The sequence below is a fragment of the Mesorhizobium sp. A623 genome (assembly GCF_054489405.1).
The window spans coordinates 46306-63150 of sequence record NZ_JBTMXB010000013.1; the positions used below are offsets into that span (position 1 = coordinate 46306).

Sequence of the window (16845 nt, forward strand, 5' to 3'; positions counted from 1 at the left end):
CCAAGCGCACGGTACCGCAGATGTGGCCCTCGCGCTGCGCCCTGCATTTCGCGAGACACGCAAACGCGTTATGCCCTAAAGCGATCATGCGCCGTCTGCCGAACGGTCGGCGGCTCCGCCTCGTCCCAGCGATAGATCTCGGTGCGGAGATAACGGAGCTCGTCACCGTACAGGTCTTCATCGACTTCGATCCACCAGGCCTTCGGCCGACCATCGCTGCCGTCGGACCAGCGATAGCCCCTCGCCTTCAGATGATCCTTCATCTCGAAAGGCGCATTCTCGGCAAAAATGCGGATCCTGCAGCGGGCGCTTGATTGCAGCAGCTGGGCAAAGGGAAGCGCACCGCCCTCCCCCGCCGGTCGCGCCAACACTTCAAGAAGCGCATGGCAATCGTCGGTGGCGCGATGCCCTTCGTGGAACAAGCCGGACTGTCCCACAAGATAGCCGAGCTTGTTGCCCTCAAAGCCCAGATCGGCCCAACGTACCTCGGTGACCGAGCATGCCCACGCTTTTGAAACGAAGGCCGGCGAAAGTTTTTCGCAAAACGGCCGATCGAATCCGGCATTGTGGGCAATGATAAGGTCGGCCGGCTCGATCAGCTTATCGAGGGCGGCCCTATCGATCTCCTGCCCGGCGACCATCGCATCGGTGATGCCGGTCAGGCGGGTAATCTCCGGCGGGATAGGCGACGAGGGCTGGCGCAGTGCACTGTAGACGCCGACCACGTCGCCGATGTTGCCGCCGTCATCATAGGTAAACGCGACCGCGCCGATTTCGATGACCTCATCCCTTGCGTGGTAGAGGCCTGTCGTCTCGGTATCGACCAAAATTGCGAGGTTGGGATATCGACTTTCGCTCCGCCTTACGATCGAACGCGGAACCAGCTTGCGCAAGACCCTGTAATCACCGCCCTCTTCCAATCGTCGGACTGCCTCCTCCGCGTCCCAACTCGGAGAGACCGGACCGCGTGCTGCAGCCCGCTTCCTTGGCGCGGCGCGCGGAACTTCCCGATAACCGGGCGCCGCATCGAACAGGTCAAACTGGGCGGCGGCCGTCTTCATGCTGTCAGCCTCTTCCAATCCGTCGTCCGGCTTCATCGGTCATTATTGCAAAGCGCTAGCTGAGCACACGCAAACCGTGCTTTTCGACCACCGACAGCAGCTTCAGCGCCAGCCCGCTCGGCCGTTTGGCGCCGGTCTCCCACTTCTGCACCGTCGATTCCGACGTGTTCAGATAGCGCGCGAACACCGGCTGGCTGACATGATTTTTCTCGCGCAGCGCCTTGATCGCATCCGGATCGAACGCCGCAGGAACCGCCAGACAGCCCTCGTCGAAGCCGCGCATCGTCGTCTTGTCGATCGCCCCGACCTTGTAGAGCGCGCTGGCCGAGCTGTGGATCGCCTCAAAGGCGTCAGACTTGTATTTTCTAGCATTGTTCATGGCATATCTCCAAAAAATCCCCGCCTGCGAGCAACGCGGCGATCTGCCGGTCCGTCAATCCGGAATAGGCTTTGGCCAGTTTGCGGAACGCGACGAGTTCATTGTCGTCGATGTTGGCCCTGTCCTGCTTGGCGAACAGATATTCATAGACCCAGAACGCGCCAGACCTGGCCAGAATGATCGAGCGGTGCCGGTTGTCGTTCAGGCGCTTCTTGAACACGCCGCCGCCCAGATCATCCGCCTGTCCCTGCGCCACCTGCGCGATAGCCTTGCATAAGGCGGCGTCACTAATGCGCGCCTTGCGCGCCGCCTTGGCAAACCAGGCCGTCTTGAATACTCGTTCCTTCATGTTGTCATGTAGCACCAAGTGCTATAGAAATCAACGTCTATGCGGGCAGTGACCCTGCTTCCGATGGCGATTCACATTCCGTGCACGTTGTCATACACTGGGGCGTCGGAAATTGCTTTCCGAGAGAATCTTAAGACGACGGTCCCGCTCCTGTAATTATGAACCAATCTGAAAATCCATCTGACACCGACGCCGGCGATCTGCCCGACATTATTGATGTCGTGATGGAGATGGGAGTCGTGCAGGCCAAAGTCCCCTTCCCTCCCCTCCCGGCTCATCTGGAAAAGCTTGCAGACCGCGCGCGCGATTACGTCGAGGCGGCCAGTTCCGCCAATACGCGGCGCGCCTATGCCTCGGACTGGAAGCATTTTGCCGGCTGGTGCCGCCGCCAAGGCGTCGAAATGGTGCCGCCCGATCCGCAGACCGTCGGCTTTCCTCGCTCTCGTGGAATTACACGCAGCGCGGCCAGCCGCTCAACCGCAAAGATCGCCATATAGCAACGGTCATGGCGGGCATCCGCAACAAACACGCCGCCCCTCCCCGGCAGAAGGAAGCGATCCTGCCCGAGGATCTCATCGCCATGCTGGAAACGCTTGACCGCGGAACCTTACGCGGTCTGCGCGACCGTGCCATGCTGCTGCTCGGCTTTGCCGGCGGGTTACGCCGCTCCGAAATCACCGGCCTGGATTGCGGCCGCGACCAGACCGAGGACGGTCGCGGCTGGATCGAGGTGTTGGACAAGGGCATCCTGGTCACGCAGCGCGGCAAGACCGGCTGGCGCGAGGTCGAGATCGGCCGCGGCTCGGCCGACGCCACCTGCCCGGTCGTGGTGCTCGAAACTTGGCTCAAATTCGCAAAAATTGGCCACGGCCCGTTGTTTCGCCGCGTCACCGGGCAAGGCAAGGCCGTTGGCGCCGAGCGGCTCAACGACCAGGAGGTCGCCCGTCTCGTTAAGCGCGCCGCGCTAGCCGCCGGCGTGCGCGGCGATCTTTCAGAAGGTGAACGGGCAGCAAAATTCTCGGGCCACTCACTGCGGGCCGGCCTCGCTTCTTCGGCTGAGGTCGACGAGCGCTACGTGCAAAAGCAACTCGGCCACGCGTCAGCCGAAATGACCCGCAAATACCAGCGCCGCCGCGACCGCTTCCGCGTCAATCTCACCAAGGCGTCTGGCCTGTAGGCCAGCCAGCCGGCAATGATCGACGTCAGAAGACTAACTTGACATCTTTCCGGCACGACTCCTCGACAAAGTCATGAAAATTGAGGGAGAAGACGCGCCACATGTTCTTCTATCGGTCCTTCAGGCATTTGGCGGTAACTCGAACAGTCGCGCACCATTCTCGCGACCTCCGTCGGCATAGCCAATTATCCGAAACCATTTCACGACATCTGGGCCGTCAAGCCAACTGCGCGAGCGGACCGGAAGATTTCCAGTGAGCGCCTGGATTTGGCGTATGTGTCGTTTGCAAAACCGAACAGTCTTGGCGCTAAAGAAATCGTCCCGCGCGGAAAACAGGGTATCTGCTGCGTCGCCATGCTCATGCCACGCGATGATTGCGACGGTAGTATCATTCTCGACAAGCGCGTGGGCCCGCCCTTCCTTCAAATTCATCATCAGATTGTCGTAAGCAGCCTTGCTGTCCTTGCCGGCGGCGACATATTCGTCTGACATCCGCTTCGACAAGTCATGAAAGACGGCTTCGAGGTCTCCGACGGTCGCTGATCGTGCTCTCATTTTTTTCCTCCATCGGTGCCAGAGGTAGTTTGCCCTACAGACAGGGCATATCCAAGAAAATCGAATCCTCCATGACGAACCAAGACGATACTACCGGCCAGGGACGGTCAGGGCTTTCGTATTCCTGGATGGGCAGGCCCACGTATAGCGATCAATTCATTTCGCGAGATTGAGCATCTCGGACTGCGCTCGGAAGCCGATTTTGAACCGCTCCCTTCGTGCAGATCGCTCTCCGCGTCTGCCGGCTGCGGCGTGGCTCAGAAAAACCCGGCAGATCGACAAAATTGTCGCTCCCTCAGCAGATGGATGAAAGGTATACAAACCCTAGCAACCGGGCCGCTTCGAGTTTGAACCCAAGCCGCTCGTCAATGAAATCATCGCGCCCTACCCCGCCATTCTTGATGTCGCTCCATTCGATTTGAACGCCGCCATCAGCATCGGGCCGACGGAAAATTCCCCTGCCCTCGCCTTTTCCGTCAGCACCCGCAGGTATCCGCCGGCCGAATTGATGTGCTGGGCCCGCTGCAGGATGCAGGCGACCACAATCGCCGCAGTTTCTGGCCCCATCGTGTGGCAAGCATCCTCATATGCTGACGGCGAAACCCCGAGATATCCCCTCACTTGGGCGGCCGTTGCCATCAAATCGCGCCAACTGCCTATCCCGTCGACGGCGTAATCGACAATTTCAGGGCAGGCTTTCAGCACAAAGCCTAGTGGATACCCTTTCGGCGGTTCCCGCGTTCCCCGGTCAGGCTCAACCGTTGCCCCGCTTTTCTCGGAAGCAGGTTCAAGTTCAAATAAGGCATATGTATTTGAGTCAGATTGCTGCGGCTCATTACGGGACTCATTGGCGCTCGGATTCTGGGTTTTCATGAAGTTTTCCAACATCATGTCCACGTCTTCACGCACGGAAGCCAGGTCGCCAACGATAGCCTCCAGTTCGTGCAGGGCGGCTTTGCGCGGGATAGCCTCTACAATCGCACGGAAACGCCTCCACAGGCCTCCCCAGTCACCAGGAACGGCTTCCTCTATCGCAGCCTCGATCAGCTTATGGATGTCACGACGATGCAGCGTGATCCGCTCGCGCATCAGTTTGAGGCCACGGTTCTCCGCACGGATCCGTTCGGCCGCCTGCTGAAACTCTTCAGAGCGCGCAAGAAGCGGTGCGAGAGAGAAACCAAAGGCATCCTCAAGGCCCCCTTCCCTGCCCTTGCGGGCGTATCGTTTGCCGTTCGGGCTATCCCGCCGAGTAATGAGACCGCAATCCAGCAACGCCGCCAGATGTCGCCGCAGCGTGGCATTCGCCATCCCGTGTGCCCGAAGCGATAGCTGCTTGTTAGAAGGGAACACGATCAACCCGTTCTCCTCCGACAGCTCGTTATCCGGGTAGAACGACAGCAAGCCCGCTAAGACGGCCAGCGACCGGTCTCCGATGCCAACAAGGCTCTTCCCTTCGCATAGATCGCGGTAGACCTGCCATTTATCGACGGCCTTTCCTGTCGGAATCTCTTCCCTTTGTACTGCCAACATGGCAAGCGTCATCGACCGCCGCCCGAAGGGCGTCGCTGCGATATGCGTTTCCATCTTTATGTTCGCCTTAGCTAGGCAAAAGAATCCTGCTCGCCGACTTCGACGTCAAAACGCTTGACACTGATTCGTGGAAATGTGATTCTCGAACTGCTTAGATTACGAGAAGGGCTTCCACGGTTCGCCGTCTGGGGGCCTTTTTCTTTTGCGGTTTCTATTCTCCAGTGGTTTCCGTTTTGGACCGCCTGAAGGCCTTGTAGAGGTCGTCCAGTCGTCCATTGATGAACTCTGCAAAGAGCGGGCCGTCAGCCGCCCCAATGGATAGCGTGGCCTTCTTCGGCGTCTTCTTCAGGCTGACGCTAACTGATTTGTCTTCAGGAGCCCAGGATTTGGCACCAGTCTTCGCAGCACCTTTTCTGACGGCCTGCTTCTTAGATTTCATGGCTTCGAACAGAAGGCCGAACCGTTCATTCGATTCGGCAGTGCTGAAGTCGGCATCAGAAACCAGGGCGTCAGCCTTACCAAGATTGCCTGGCCGCTCAATTAGCATCGTCAGCTCAATCCACCGATCCCGCCCTACCCCTTTGGCTGCACCGACGGCATCCAGAATTCGACCCGGAATCCTTTTGGTCACGGACAGCATTCGCGTGAGCATTGGCGCATCGATAGCAAGCGCCGCCTGAACGGTTTCCCTACTGTAATCGAGACCGATGAGCTGCTGTGCGAAAACTGATCGTTCAACGAACGACAAGTTCTCCCGAGCTGAATTCTCCTGCCCTTGCGCTACGACGTGTTCAATATCCGCAAGAGGCTTGATGACAGCCTTTACGGGTCTTCCGAGTTCCCTGGCCGCACGAAGCCGCCGATGGCCAAAGACGACCATGTATCGATCTCCGTGATCTTGATGAGGACGGACCAGGATCGGAGAATTCTGGCCGTTCTCCCTGATCGCCTCCAGTAGCTCACCGAAGGCTTCGTCTCCTCCATCCATGCGGTCAGAGACAAAGGACACGTCGACCATGGCGGTATCAAGCTCGACGACCATCGCGCCCTCGGTCAACTTCTCAGCTTTAGCGGCCTGGGCTGCCAGTTCACCAATAGAAGACAGCATTGATTTCGATGCGCCCCGCATGGCATAGCCGGATGTCGCATCCCTATCGGGCTGCTTCGCATCCGCTTGCGTAATCCCTAGAAGGACATTCCTTCGAGCCATCTCAAAATCTCCTGATCGCCGACAACGCGTTATGATTGCTGGCAAAAATGTTGATGTGTACGGCTGACAACTAACGCCTCCACGATTGGTGGATCAGCGAAGCGATCTCGCTGTTGACCGCCTCCAACGATTCCATGACGCGGTCATAGGTTGACCTTGTGAACTGCGCCCGTTCGACTTCGTACAGGGACTGCTTGGTCAAGCCTGCATCGGAAATAGCCGTCGATTTCAGCATGGGGCTCGGTAACATTTGCTCGGCAAACATCGACTGCATGAAGCCGACCATCTGCGCTTGCGGGATATCCGTTGGCTCAAAGCGAGTGACCAAATACCTGAACCAATCGAGCCCGACCTTCACACCAGCATCCTCAATCGTCATCAAGATTTCCCCCAGCATGAGGAGAAACTGGGACATCGACATAATGTCGAGCATCTGCGGATGCACGGTGATGAGTACCGATGTCGCCGCGGTCAAAGCTGTCAACGTCAGGTAACCGAGCTGCGGCGGGCAGTCGATGACGACAACGTCATAGCGGTCATCGACTTCAGCGAGTGCGCTGCCGATGCGGGTATAAAACGTCTTTCCCTCGCCCGATTTTTGCATCGCAAGCGGAGTGTCGTATTCGTATTCTTGGAGCTCAAGATTCGCGGGAACAATATCCAGAAGCGGAAAATTCGTCGGCCGGATGACTGCGCTCAAGGGCTTGCGTTCATCGTCGTAACGCAGGCTGTCGTAGAATGACGAGTTCCGGTCGAGCTCAGGCTGGATTCCGTGCAGGGCCGACAACGACGCTTGGGGGTCCAGATCGACCGCAAGAACTCGATGCCCTGTCAGCGCTAAGTACTGAGCAAGATGGGCTGCTGTCGTGGTTTTTCCAGAACCGCCCTTGAAGTTGACAACGGCGATGACCTTGAGTGTGTCACCTTCTTTGCGCATGGGCGACCGATCAAGAAATTCTCGGAGCTCGTTCATCTGCTCGGCGGTGTATGATCGCCTTCCTGTCGGCGACGTGTTCGGCTGAACGCTTTTGCCTTCAAGATGCAACTTCTTCAGGTAGCTCGGAGATACACCAACGAAATGAGCAACCTCGGCTAGTGAAAACGTACGCAGCCGCTTTTGCGCATCAGGCGGAAATTTTTCCGTGCGCAACATATCGAGTTTACGGGAAATCTCGCCGCCATGCGCTAGGATAGTTCTCGCGAAGTCGATACCTTGATTCTTCGCAGCCACAACATTCATATTTGGACCCGTCAGGAACGATTTTTTCCCGACATCCGGGAAATTATCGACACTATCGTCCGATTCTGGCGCTCCGGCAAGAAGTTTTGAGTTAACAAAGGGTTAACATGGATTGCAAAGAGACAGGCCAGTGATCCGAGATCGGCTATCCTATTCATTTCATTACGATAATCACCGAGGTGTACGGCTGACAACGGATAATAGCGCTTCGCTGGAGGTTCTGGCCAGGTCGCCTATCTAGCCGCGATGTCATGCCATCCATTCTGGGCATCGATTTCGGCCAATCACCCCTCAAACGCCTCTTTCGAAACCTTGGATCCTTATTGTCGCTAGCTTTCAGAACGCGAGCGCGTTCAGAGTAATGATGGCTCCGGGGATAGCCTCGCCAAAATTGTATCTCGTATGTCAAACAGGGACATCAATGGCCATCTGCCGTCTCGACGAACCGATTTGCCAATGCCGTAAGCACTCGCGCGATCCCGGCATCCATTTTTCTGTTTGACGCCGTGCAGATGTAGAGGCGCTCTTTCAATCTCCGATTTTCCAACGGGACGAAGCCGAGAAGCCCGCTCCGAACATCGTTCGAGACATCGTACCAGGTCAGGAAGCTCACGCCCTTATCGGCGGCGACAAAACGGCGAATGAGGGCAATCGAGCTGCTCCGTAGCACTATCTGAGCGTCGGCTCGGCTCCGAAACAATTCGGCGTTCAGCCTCGGGTGCAGCGACAGACTTCTGTCGGGGAGGCAAAGCGGCCATTGCAGGCAGTCCTCAATGCGGATCGAGGTCTTTCCCGACAAATCGATACCCATCCCGTGAACAAGACCAAGCACACAGTCTTGTTCAAAGATGACGCGAAGCTGGGAAACACGAGGCACATTGAACGCGGCAATGGCGTCCAATTCATTTCGCAACAGCAGTTCAGTCAGGTGGGCAGTGCTTCCAACGGTAACTTCCAAATTGGTGGATGGCAGACCCGGCCCTTCCAAAGGCAAGGCACTTGATGCCAAGCACTCCATAATTCCAAGACGAATTGTGACCGACGGCTGGTTGCTACGCTGATGAAGTGAATTTCGGAGGCTTTCCTCATCTTCCAGCCATGCCTCAGCATGCTTGAGCAGGGACTTCCCCTGCGCCGTCAACTCAATTCCTTGCGGCAATCGCACGATTAGGGCCACACCAAAATCTCTCTCCAGGATTTGGACTTGGCGACTAAGCGCAGAGGGCGAAATATTCAGCTTTTCAGCGGCCCCTCGAATCGAACGCTCGCCAGCTATTTCTATGAAGGACCGTAATTCGCGGGAGAAAGCAGTCATCAAAATTATCCGTTCAAAGAGAACGGCAGACTATCCTGTGTTCTAATTTTCGCAACACGTTGACCGATTCATTCGTCTTGCATCCTTCCAGAACTGGCACATCCTGACATGACCATAAAAGCATTGGAGGAAGACGTTGCGGACTGACATTGAGTGCCTTCGAGAAACGATCGAAATTTCCCGCAAGAGCAGGGAAGCCGGAAACCATCCGTTCGGTTCGACATTGGTCGGCCCCAAGGGAGAAACCCTAATTTCTTCCGGCAATACGTTCTCGGAGGATAAGGGCATTGGCCACGCCGAACTGAATGTTGCTCGTGACGCTGCGAAGAAATACGATCCGGAATTCCTTGAGCAATGCACGCTTTACACGTCCGTGGAGCCCTGCAGCATGTGCTCGGGCGGCGCGTATTGGGCTGGTATCGGAACAGTCGTCTACGGCCTTACCGAGAAGCGACTTGCTGAACTGACGGGCGACAATCCCGAAAACCTGACGATGGACCTGACATGCCATCGCATTTTCGACGCTGGTCAGCGGAAGGTCCAGGTGAGGGGACCTTATCCGGAGTTGGAACGGGAGATTGTCCAAGTTCACGAAGGATTCTGGTGACCATCCAAAAAGGTCACTAACCAGGGGAGGGATAAGTGACATCAATAACTGCAGAGAGGTCTTCATCAGCGGTGTGCGCCGTCGACGAGGTGCTGCCTCCTGTCAAAATGAGCGCGCTTGCTCTTCAGCACGTGCTCGTCATGTACACGGGAGCCATCGCGGTACCATTTATTATCGGCAGCGCTCTTCATTTAACCCAAGAGCAGGTCGCCTTTCTGATACAGGCTGATCTCATCACCTGCGGGATCGCCACCATAATCCAGACCCTCGGCGTCTGGCGGTTCGGCGTAAGAATGCCGCTGATGCAAGGTGTCACCTTTGCATCGATCTCTCCCATCATCGCGATTGCTAGCGATCCGTCGATCATGGCAGGCGGTCCCAATGCCGGACTACAGGCTGTTTACGGATCTGTTATCGCCGCGGGCATCTTCGCGATCATCATGGCACCAATCGGCAAACACGTGGTGCGGATTTTCCCACCTGTGGTGGTCGGCTCTGTCCTGACGGTCATCGGACTGAGCCTGCTTCCGGTTGCGATCCAGTATGCGGCTGGTGGCTTCGTCGACGATGCTGGAGCGCCCGGGTACATCGGCCTGGCATTCTTTGTCCTAGCAACGATCATCATCATCAATGTCGTGGCGACAGGCTTCATCCGAAACATCGCCATCTTCATCGGCCTGATCCTGGGTGTGATTGTCGCAGGATTCACCGGGATGCTGGATTTCAGTGCCGTCCACGATGCGAAGGCGGTTTCGATCATAACGCCGTTCCACTTCGGCATGCCTACGTTTCATCTGCTCCCGATTGCTACCATGTGCCTTGTGGTCGCCATCACCTGGGTCGAATCCATCGGCGATACAATCGTTGTCGGAGACATGGTCGGCAAGAAACCAACGGCCCGAACGATTTCTGATCTGATCCGTGCCGACGGGCTGGCGACAATTCTCGGCGGCATCCTGAATTCCTTCCCGTACACAGCGTTCTCGGAGAACGTAGCGCTCGTAAGCATCACGGGCGTCAAAAGCCGATGGGTCGTCGCCCTGGCTGGCGGATTCCTTGTCGTGATCGGCCTATCACCATTTCTTGCAACTGCGGTGGCTGCTCTGCCGAAGCCAGTTGTGGGCGGCGCAGGTTTCATGATGTTTGGCACTTTGGTCGTCGTCGGCATGAAGACGCTCAAGTCGGTAGATTTCGACTCAAGCTTCAAGAACTTCATCGTGGTCGGCATCAGCGTCGCAATGTGCATGATCCCAATCATGAACGCGAAGTTCTTCCAGTTCATGCCCGACTGGTCTCAGGTGTTGTTCACCTCGCCCGTCATCATGGGAGCCGTGACAGCCATCATCCTGAATGTCGCGCTAAACGGGGTCGCTGCCAAAGGCGCATCGCTGTCTGCAGAATAAGAAAGTTGCAGGGGAAGAGTTACTCCCCCTGCAACTCCCTACCACGACCGGACGATCTTCATCAAAAATGTATACATTTTAGAGGCGAGGTCGGTAACGATCAAGACGCCACCTCCTCTTGCAGGCGGCCACGAAGGGAGGCCCGATTACTTATGTTTTTGGCAGCCCTTTGCGTTATAATTTTTTCGCATTTTTCTTATAACCCCACTTGCGCCATTTGCGGCAGCGCCGTTATAAGATTTACACGAAAAGCTTATAACAGGCTCAATGCATGAAAACGATCGATCTCGTTTATCGAACAATGTACGCTGAGTTGGTTCAGCGATCCCTGGATGCATCGTTTGAAAGCGATTTTCCGAGAACGGGCAATTTCGTCAGGGTTCCAGTGAAGGGGAAAGACTACTGGTATTTCGAGGAAACCCAGCCGAAAAAAACGCGGAAATACGTTGGGCCTGCTGAAGACGCCGAAATCACGAAAAGGGTGCAGGACTTCCGTGAAATCAAGAACGACCTGCGAGGTCGACGAAAATTGGTGTCCACTCTCGTCCGCGAAGCAGGGCTGACAGCACCGGAGAAATTCACGGGCGATGTAGTTGAGGCCTTGGGGAAGGCTGGAATCTTCCGCCTTCGTGGCATCTTGGTCGGCACTGTAGCGTTCCAAACGTATGCCGGGTACCTGGGGGTCAGGCTGCCGGGTGCGTCGCTGCAAACAGGCGATGCCGATTTTGCGCAGCACTATTCGATCTCGTCATCCGTAGAAGACAGCCTGCCGCCGATCCTGGACATCTTGCGGGAGATCGATCCCACTTTTCGTGAGATCCCACACCGATCCGACCCGGCGCGCGTGACGCAATTCGAGAACGCCGCTCGGTACAAGGTTGAATTCCTGACACCAAACCGGGGTTCTGACGATTTTGCCGACCACGCGAGTCCGATGCCTGCACTTGGGGGAGCATCCGCGCAACCATTGCGGTTTCTTGATTTCCTGATCCATGAGCCCATCCGAGCGGTGCTGCTACATCGATCAGGGGTGACTGTCGTTGTTCCATCACCCGAGCGATACGCCGTCCACAAGTTGATCGTCTCCAGCCGCCGGCAGCAAGACGCCAATGGCGCGGCCAAACGTGAGAAAGACGTCCATCAGGCTAGCCTTCTCATTGAAGCACTTCAAGAAACCCACCGTCAGGACGATCTCGCATATACATTTGCTGAAGCATGGGGCAGGGGGCAGTCGTGGAGAGAGGCGATCTGTAAAGGACTGGGACTGCTGCACCCGAAGAAAAGAAAGGTGGTTGAGGAAATAATCAGAAACGCACTGTCGGAGATCGGTGAAAAATTGGATGACTTAACCACTCTTTCTTAATCAGTGAACAGGTTTGCCCCTCTGTGTTCGCTATTGCCTAGCCATTCCTCACATAACCAGCCAAAACGTGGCTTCTGTTCCGAGCGGGAGGCCTGCCGGCAGAACGTAGGCATGGTCTGTGATCACAGTGATTACGGTCTCAACTGTTTACAGTTCAACCGTTGAATGATCCGTGCACCAACGCCGCATGCGAAAGCTCGGCTAGGTTGCAACGAGAACGCCCATACCATCACAGCGGTATCAATGCACCAACGCCACGCCTAGGACCTTAGTCAGTCCTAGTCCTAGGCGTCGAGCCGCTGACCATCCGCATGCCGTTGCCGCAATCGCCCGGCTCGCCGCGTTGCGTGGCGCATAGTGACGATGCGCGCATCGACGGCATCGAGATCGCCTTGAAAGGCGGGCAGGTCGTCACCGACGACTACTTTTGAGCCATGCGCTCGGGACGCCTCGATGCTGGATGACGGCGTCGTCACGATTGACGGAATGTAACGATTATTGACGTTAAGATAACATCCAATTACGGTACATCGACAATGCGATCGGATGACCGCGTTTGACGCCAATCCGGGATGTGTGCATGTCCAGCCTGCTTGGGATCGATAACGGCCTCACCGTGACGAAAGCGGTGATCTTCGATGCCGACGGCACGCAGTTGGCGGTGGCGCGCCAGCGCGTGCCGCAATCGATGCCGCATCCACGCTTTGTCGAGCGCGACATGGCCGGCCTGTGGCGGGCGACCGCCGACGCCATCCGCGAGGCGATTGCATTGAGCGGTCGACCGACCGACGACATCAAGGCAGTGGCCGCCACCGCTCATGGCGACGGCCTTTACCTGCTCGACAGTGACCGGCAGCCCTTGGGGCCGGGCATCCTGTCGCTTGACAGCCGGGCAGGCGGTGTCATCGAACGCTGGTCGGCCGCTTCCTTGTTTGACGAAGCGCTGGCGCTGACCGGGCAGATCCCGCATGTCTCCGCTCCGTCGGCGCTGCTGGCCTGGCTGAAGGAAAGCGATCCCGACCGTTATGGGCGCATCGCGCATATTCTGGCCTGCAAGGATTGGCTTCGCTTCTGCCTGACCGGCACCATCGGCACGGATCGCACCGAGGCCAGCACCTCGTTTACCGATTTCCGTACGCAGGAATTCGCGTCACAGGCGATGCGCCTATTCGGACTGGAGAACTTGTTCGAAGCGCTGCCGCCGGTTAAGCATTCGGCCGAGATCGTCGGCCATGTGACCGCTGAAGCGGCTGAGGCGACCGGTCTTGCCAGGGGCACGCCCGTCGCCTGCGGCCTGCACGACGTCACAGCCTCGGCGCTCGGCATGGGCGGCCATGAGGTGGATACGCTCGTCATAGTCGCCGGCACCTATTCCATCAACGAGATCGTATCGGAAAAGCCTCGCGTCGACAGGCGCTGGTGCTGCCGCAATGCCATCGATGCCGGCCAGTGGAACAACATGGCGATTTCGCCGGCCTCGATCGCCAATTACGACTGGTTTCTCGACACGTTCTGCCGGGCAGAGCAGGAGACGGCCAATGCGAGCGGGACCTCGATCCACGCATTGCTCGCCAGGGAAATCGACGCGGCGCTGAGGAAGCCTTCGACCATCCTGTTCCACCCCTATCTGTTCGGCTCGCCTTATGGCGATGGCGTGAGCGGCAGCTTCGTCGGTCTGCATGGCTGGCACGATCGCGGCGACATGCTGAAGGCGGTGCTGGAGGGGATCGTCTTCAATCACCGCACTCATGTGGATGCGCTGCGCGACGGCTTTCCCGTTCGCGAAATACGGCTGACAGGCGGCGGCTCCCGCAACCCGGCTTTCGCGCAGCTATTTGCCGACGCGCTGGATGCGCCGGTCACCGTGACTTCGGTTGACGAGACCGCCGCCTTTGGCGCGACCCTTTGCGCAGGCACCGCGGTCGGCCTATTTTCCTCGCCGCAAGAAGGCGCGCGGCAGGTCAGCATGGAAGTGCGCCATTTCCAGCCGGACCCTGTCGCAAGTGCCGTCGCCAACGAGCGGTTTTCGATGTTCTGCCGCATCGCCGAAGTGCTCAAGCCGCAATGGTCGGAGATCGAAAAGCTGGCCGGGCAACAGGTCGGGGCAAGCGCATGATCAAGGGTGACGCACGGCGCGAAGAGATCGCCGATTATGTGAGCGCGCACGGCCATGTGCGCATCGACGATCTGGTCGAGCGTTTCGGCGTGTCGCGCATGACCATCCACCGGCAGATCGACCGGCTGGCGCAGCAGGGCGTTCTGCGCAAATTGCATGGCGCGGTGACGGTGCAGCCTTCCGCCCTCTACGAAAGCGCCTTCCGTTATCGCGTGACGGTGAGCCGGGCCGAGAAGCACGCGCTGGCGCGGGCCGCGCTCGCCTATGTCGAGGCCGGCGACGTGGTCATGCTCGACGATTCGACCACCGCGAGTGCCGTCGCGCCGCTGCTCGCCGACATCAAGCCGCTGACCGTGATCACCAATAGTGCGGCGACCGCCTTGGTGCTGACCAACGTCGACGACGTCGATTTTATCTGTCTCGGTGGAAAATATCAGCGCACCTACAACGCCTATATCGGCCTCGTCTGCGAGACCGCGCTCACGCAATTGCGCGCCAATGTGCTGATCTGCTCGGCCTCGGCCGTCACCGGAACCACCGCCTTCATTCAGGACCCGAACGTGGTGCGGGTGAAACGGGCGATGATGGCCGCCTCGGCCAAGCGCATCCTGTTGCTCGACCACACGAAGTTCGGCAGGACGGCCATGCATGTCTTCGACGAATTGACTCGCTTCGACGTAGTGCTGGTGACCGACGGGATAGAAAAAGCGATGGCGAAGGCGCTCGAACAGGCGGGCGTCAAGCTCAACCTCGTCAAGGTGGCGTCATGAATGCGCAGGCAAGGACGCGCATCGCCGCCGTGGCGGAGGCGGGCGAGGTCGATGTCGTTATCCTCGGCGCCGGCATCAACGGGGCGGGCCTGTTTCGCGATCTGTGCGCGCAAGGCGTGCGCTGCCTGATCGTCGACAAGGGCGATTTTGGCTCGGGCACCAGTGCCGCCCCTTCGCGGCTCATCCATGGTGGCCTGAAATATCTCGAAACCGGCGAGTTCGGGCTGGTGGCGCAATCGACGCTGGAACGCAATTTGTTGCTGAAGAACGCGCCGCACACCGTCACCGCGCTGCCGACGATCATCCCGATCTTTTCGTGGACCAAGGGCATTTTGGCCGCGCTGCGCACGCTGTTCGGCTCGACCAGCGCACCGCGCAGCCGTGGCGCGCTGCTGATCAAGATCGGCCTGATGCTCTACGATTTATACGGATCGAAAAACCGGGTGATGCCGCGCCACAGGATGGTCGGACGCAGCAAGGCGCTGCGCGACATGCCGGCACTGACCCCGGCCATCGTTGCCACCGGCACCTATTACGACGCCAAGATAAGCCACCCGGAACGGCTGGTGTTGGAACTCATCCTCGACGGGATGGAAGCGAATACGGCATCGGCTGCGGTGAATTATACGAAGCTGGTGTCGTCCTCCAGCGGGTTGCTCACCTTCCGGCCTGAAACCGGCAGCGCGTTTTCGGTGCGGCCGAAGCTGGTGGTCAACGCGGCCGGTCCCTGGATCGACCATGTCAACGCCGAGCTTGGCGCGCGCACGAAAATGATCGGCGGCACCAAGGGCTCACACATCTTGTTGAAGCACGACGAACTGGTCAAAAGCCTGGCTGGGCGCATGATCTATTTCGAGGCCGACGATGGCCGCATCTGCCTTGTCTACGAATATCTCGGCCTTGCCATGGTCGGCTCCACCGACATCAAGGCCGCCGATCCGGATGAGGTTCACTGTGAGCCGGCAGAGGTCGAGTACCTGCTGGAGAGCGTGCGTGCGCTGCTGCCGGGCATGACGTTCCACCGCAACCAGATCGTCTACGCCTATAGCGGCATCCGGCCGTTGCCGGCGTCGGATGCGGCAACGCCCGGCCTTATCAGCCGCGACCATTCGGCCCCCGTGCTGGAAGCGGATGCCGACCGGCCTTTCCCGATCATCTCGCTGGTCGGCGGCAAATGGACGACCTTTCGCGGCTTTGCAGAGGAAGTCACTGACACCGTGCTTGCCCACCTTGGCCGCACCCGCACTGTATCGACGCGCTTCATGGCGATCGGCGGCGGCAAGGATTTCCCGCGTGACCCGGCGGCGCGCGCGAAATGGCTGGCGAAGGTCTGCGCGAAGGCGGATGTCGAGGAAAGCCGTCTGGACACGCTTTTGTCGCGCTACGGGACGCGCGCCGAACGGATCGCGGCGCATGGCCATGGGGCAGGGGGCGAACATCTGCCGGATTCGCAAACCTACGACGAGGCCGAGATCGATTTCATCGCCCGCAACGAGTTCGTCGAACATCTGGCGGATATCGTCATGCGCCGCTCGACGCTGGCGATTACCGGGTCGCTGACCCTGCGGGATTTGCAAGCCATTGCGGCGATTGCCGGGGGCGCGCTGGGGTGGGATGCGCCACGCATCGCGCACGAAATGGCAACCATCGTCGAGCAACTGGAAGCCACGAACCTGATGCGTTTGGGCGACGGCGACGCCCCCGGGCACGGTTGACAAAAGCGTAAAAGTATGAAATTTTTTGCACGGTGAGAAAATAATATCATCTCAG

14 protein-coding genes and 2 pseudogenes are annotated in these 16845 nt (G+C 58.2%); 8 read left to right on the top strand and 8 right to left on the bottom strand.

The genetic code is table 11. The annotated features are described in order from the left end of the window. Positions 1-68: 68 nt before the first annotated feature. From ACX3P1_RS15160 to ACX3P1_RS15170, 3 genes are read right to left on the bottom strand one after another with little or no spacing between them, the layout of a single operon-like run. Positions 69-1097: a 3'-5' exonuclease gene (locus tag ACX3P1_RS15160; RefSeq protein ID WP_459080422.1), complete on the bottom strand. Its 1029-nt coding sequence runs from the start codon at positions 1095-1097 to the stop codon at positions 69-71. A 19-nt stretch (positions 1098-1116) separates the two neighbouring features. Then, complete coding sequence (locus ACX3P1_RS15165) at positions 1117-1440, bottom strand: helix-turn-helix domain-containing protein (RefSeq protein WP_459080423.1); 324 nt, start codon at positions 1438-1440, stop codon at positions 1117-1119. Next, complete coding sequence (locus ACX3P1_RS15170; RefSeq protein ID WP_459080424.1) at positions 1427-1789, bottom strand: type II toxin-antitoxin system RelE/ParE family toxin; 363 nt, start codon at positions 1787-1789, stop codon at positions 1427-1429. Before ACX3P1_RS15170 ends, ACX3P1_RS15165 begins: the two co-directional genes overlap by 14 nt. A 224-nt stretch (positions 1790-2013) precedes the next feature. Between ACX3P1_RS15170 and ACX3P1_RS15175 the strand changes: the two are divergent. Beyond that, positions 2014-2966: pseudogene (locus ACX3P1_RS15175) on the top strand (site-specific integrase). A gap of 120 nt (positions 2967-3086) precedes the next feature. Here ACX3P1_RS15175 and ACX3P1_RS15180 read toward each other — a convergent pair. From ACX3P1_RS15180 to ACX3P1_RS15200, 5 genes are all read right to left on the bottom strand, one after another. Beyond that, a complete protein-coding gene (locus ACX3P1_RS15180; RefSeq protein WP_459080425.1) occupies positions 3087-3521 on the bottom strand; it encodes a hypothetical protein in 435 nt (144 codons plus the stop codon). Positions 3522-3905: 384 nt separating this feature from the next. Continuing rightward, positions 3906-5105, bottom strand: a complete 1200-nt coding sequence (gene repC / locus ACX3P1_RS15185; protein ID WP_459080426.1) for a plasmid replication protein RepC — start codon at positions 5103-5105, stop codon at positions 3906-3908. 157 nt (positions 5106-5262) lie between these two features. Then, positions 5263-6261 carry a plasmid partitioning protein RepB gene (gene repB / locus ACX3P1_RS15190; RefSeq protein ID WP_459080427.1) on the bottom strand — a complete coding sequence of 333 codons (999 nt, stop codon included), beginning with the start codon at positions 6259-6261 and terminating at the stop codon, positions 5263-5265. Positions 6262-6331: 70 nt separating this feature from the next. Further along, on the bottom strand, positions 6332-7501 hold the full coding sequence (repA, locus tag ACX3P1_RS15195; protein ID WP_459080428.1) for a plasmid partitioning protein RepA: 1170 nt from the start codon (positions 7499-7501) through the stop codon (positions 6332-6334). Positions 7502-7919: 418 nt separating this feature from the next. Beyond that, complete coding sequence (locus tag ACX3P1_RS15200; protein WP_459080429.1) at positions 7920-8816, bottom strand: LysR family transcriptional regulator; 897 nt, start codon at positions 8814-8816, stop codon at positions 7920-7922. 136 nt (positions 8817-8952) lie between these two features. Between ACX3P1_RS15200 and ACX3P1_RS15205 the strand changes: the two genes are divergently transcribed. The 7 genes and pseudogenes from ACX3P1_RS15205 (at position 8953) to ACX3P1_RS15235 (ending at position 16790) form a co-directional block, all read left to right on the top strand. Further along, the gene (locus ACX3P1_RS15205) at positions 8953-9423 is read left to right on the top strand and encodes a nucleoside deaminase (RefSeq protein ID WP_459080430.1); all 471 of its coding nucleotides are present in this window, start codon (positions 8953-8955) and stop codon (positions 9421-9423) included. Positions 9424-9458: 35 nt separating this feature from the next. Beyond that, positions 9459-10826: a nucleobase:cation symporter-2 family protein gene (locus ACX3P1_RS15210; protein WP_459080431.1), complete on the top strand. Its 1368-nt coding sequence runs from the start codon at positions 9459-9461 to the stop codon at positions 10824-10826. Positions 10827-11097: 271 nt separating this feature from the next. Then, positions 11098-12189, top strand: coding sequence for a nucleotidyltransferase family protein (locus tag ACX3P1_RS15215; protein WP_459080432.1), 1092 nt, complete (start codon positions 11098-11100; stop codon positions 12187-12189). 284 nt (positions 12190-12473) lie between these two features. After that, positions 12474-12620 (top strand): annotated as a pseudogene (locus ACX3P1_RS15220) (four-carbon acid sugar kinase family protein); the annotation flags it as partial. A 149-nt stretch (positions 12621-12769) separates the two neighbouring features. Then, a complete protein-coding gene (locus tag ACX3P1_RS15225) occupies positions 12770-14305 on the top strand; it encodes an FGGY-family carbohydrate kinase (protein ID WP_459080433.1) in 1536 nt (511 codons plus the stop codon). Next, a complete protein-coding gene (locus ACX3P1_RS15230; RefSeq protein WP_459080434.1) occupies positions 14302-15075 on the top strand; it encodes a DeoR/GlpR family DNA-binding transcription regulator in 774 nt (257 codons plus the stop codon). Before ACX3P1_RS15225 ends, ACX3P1_RS15230 begins: the two co-directional genes overlap by 4 nt. Beyond that, positions 15072-16790: a glycerol-3-phosphate dehydrogenase/oxidase gene (locus ACX3P1_RS15235; protein WP_459080435.1), complete on the top strand. Its 1719-nt coding sequence runs from the start codon at positions 15072-15074 to the stop codon at positions 16788-16790. The genes ACX3P1_RS15230 and ACX3P1_RS15235 overlap by 4 nt, the downstream gene beginning before the upstream one ends. Positions 16791-16845: the final 55 nt, after the last annotated feature.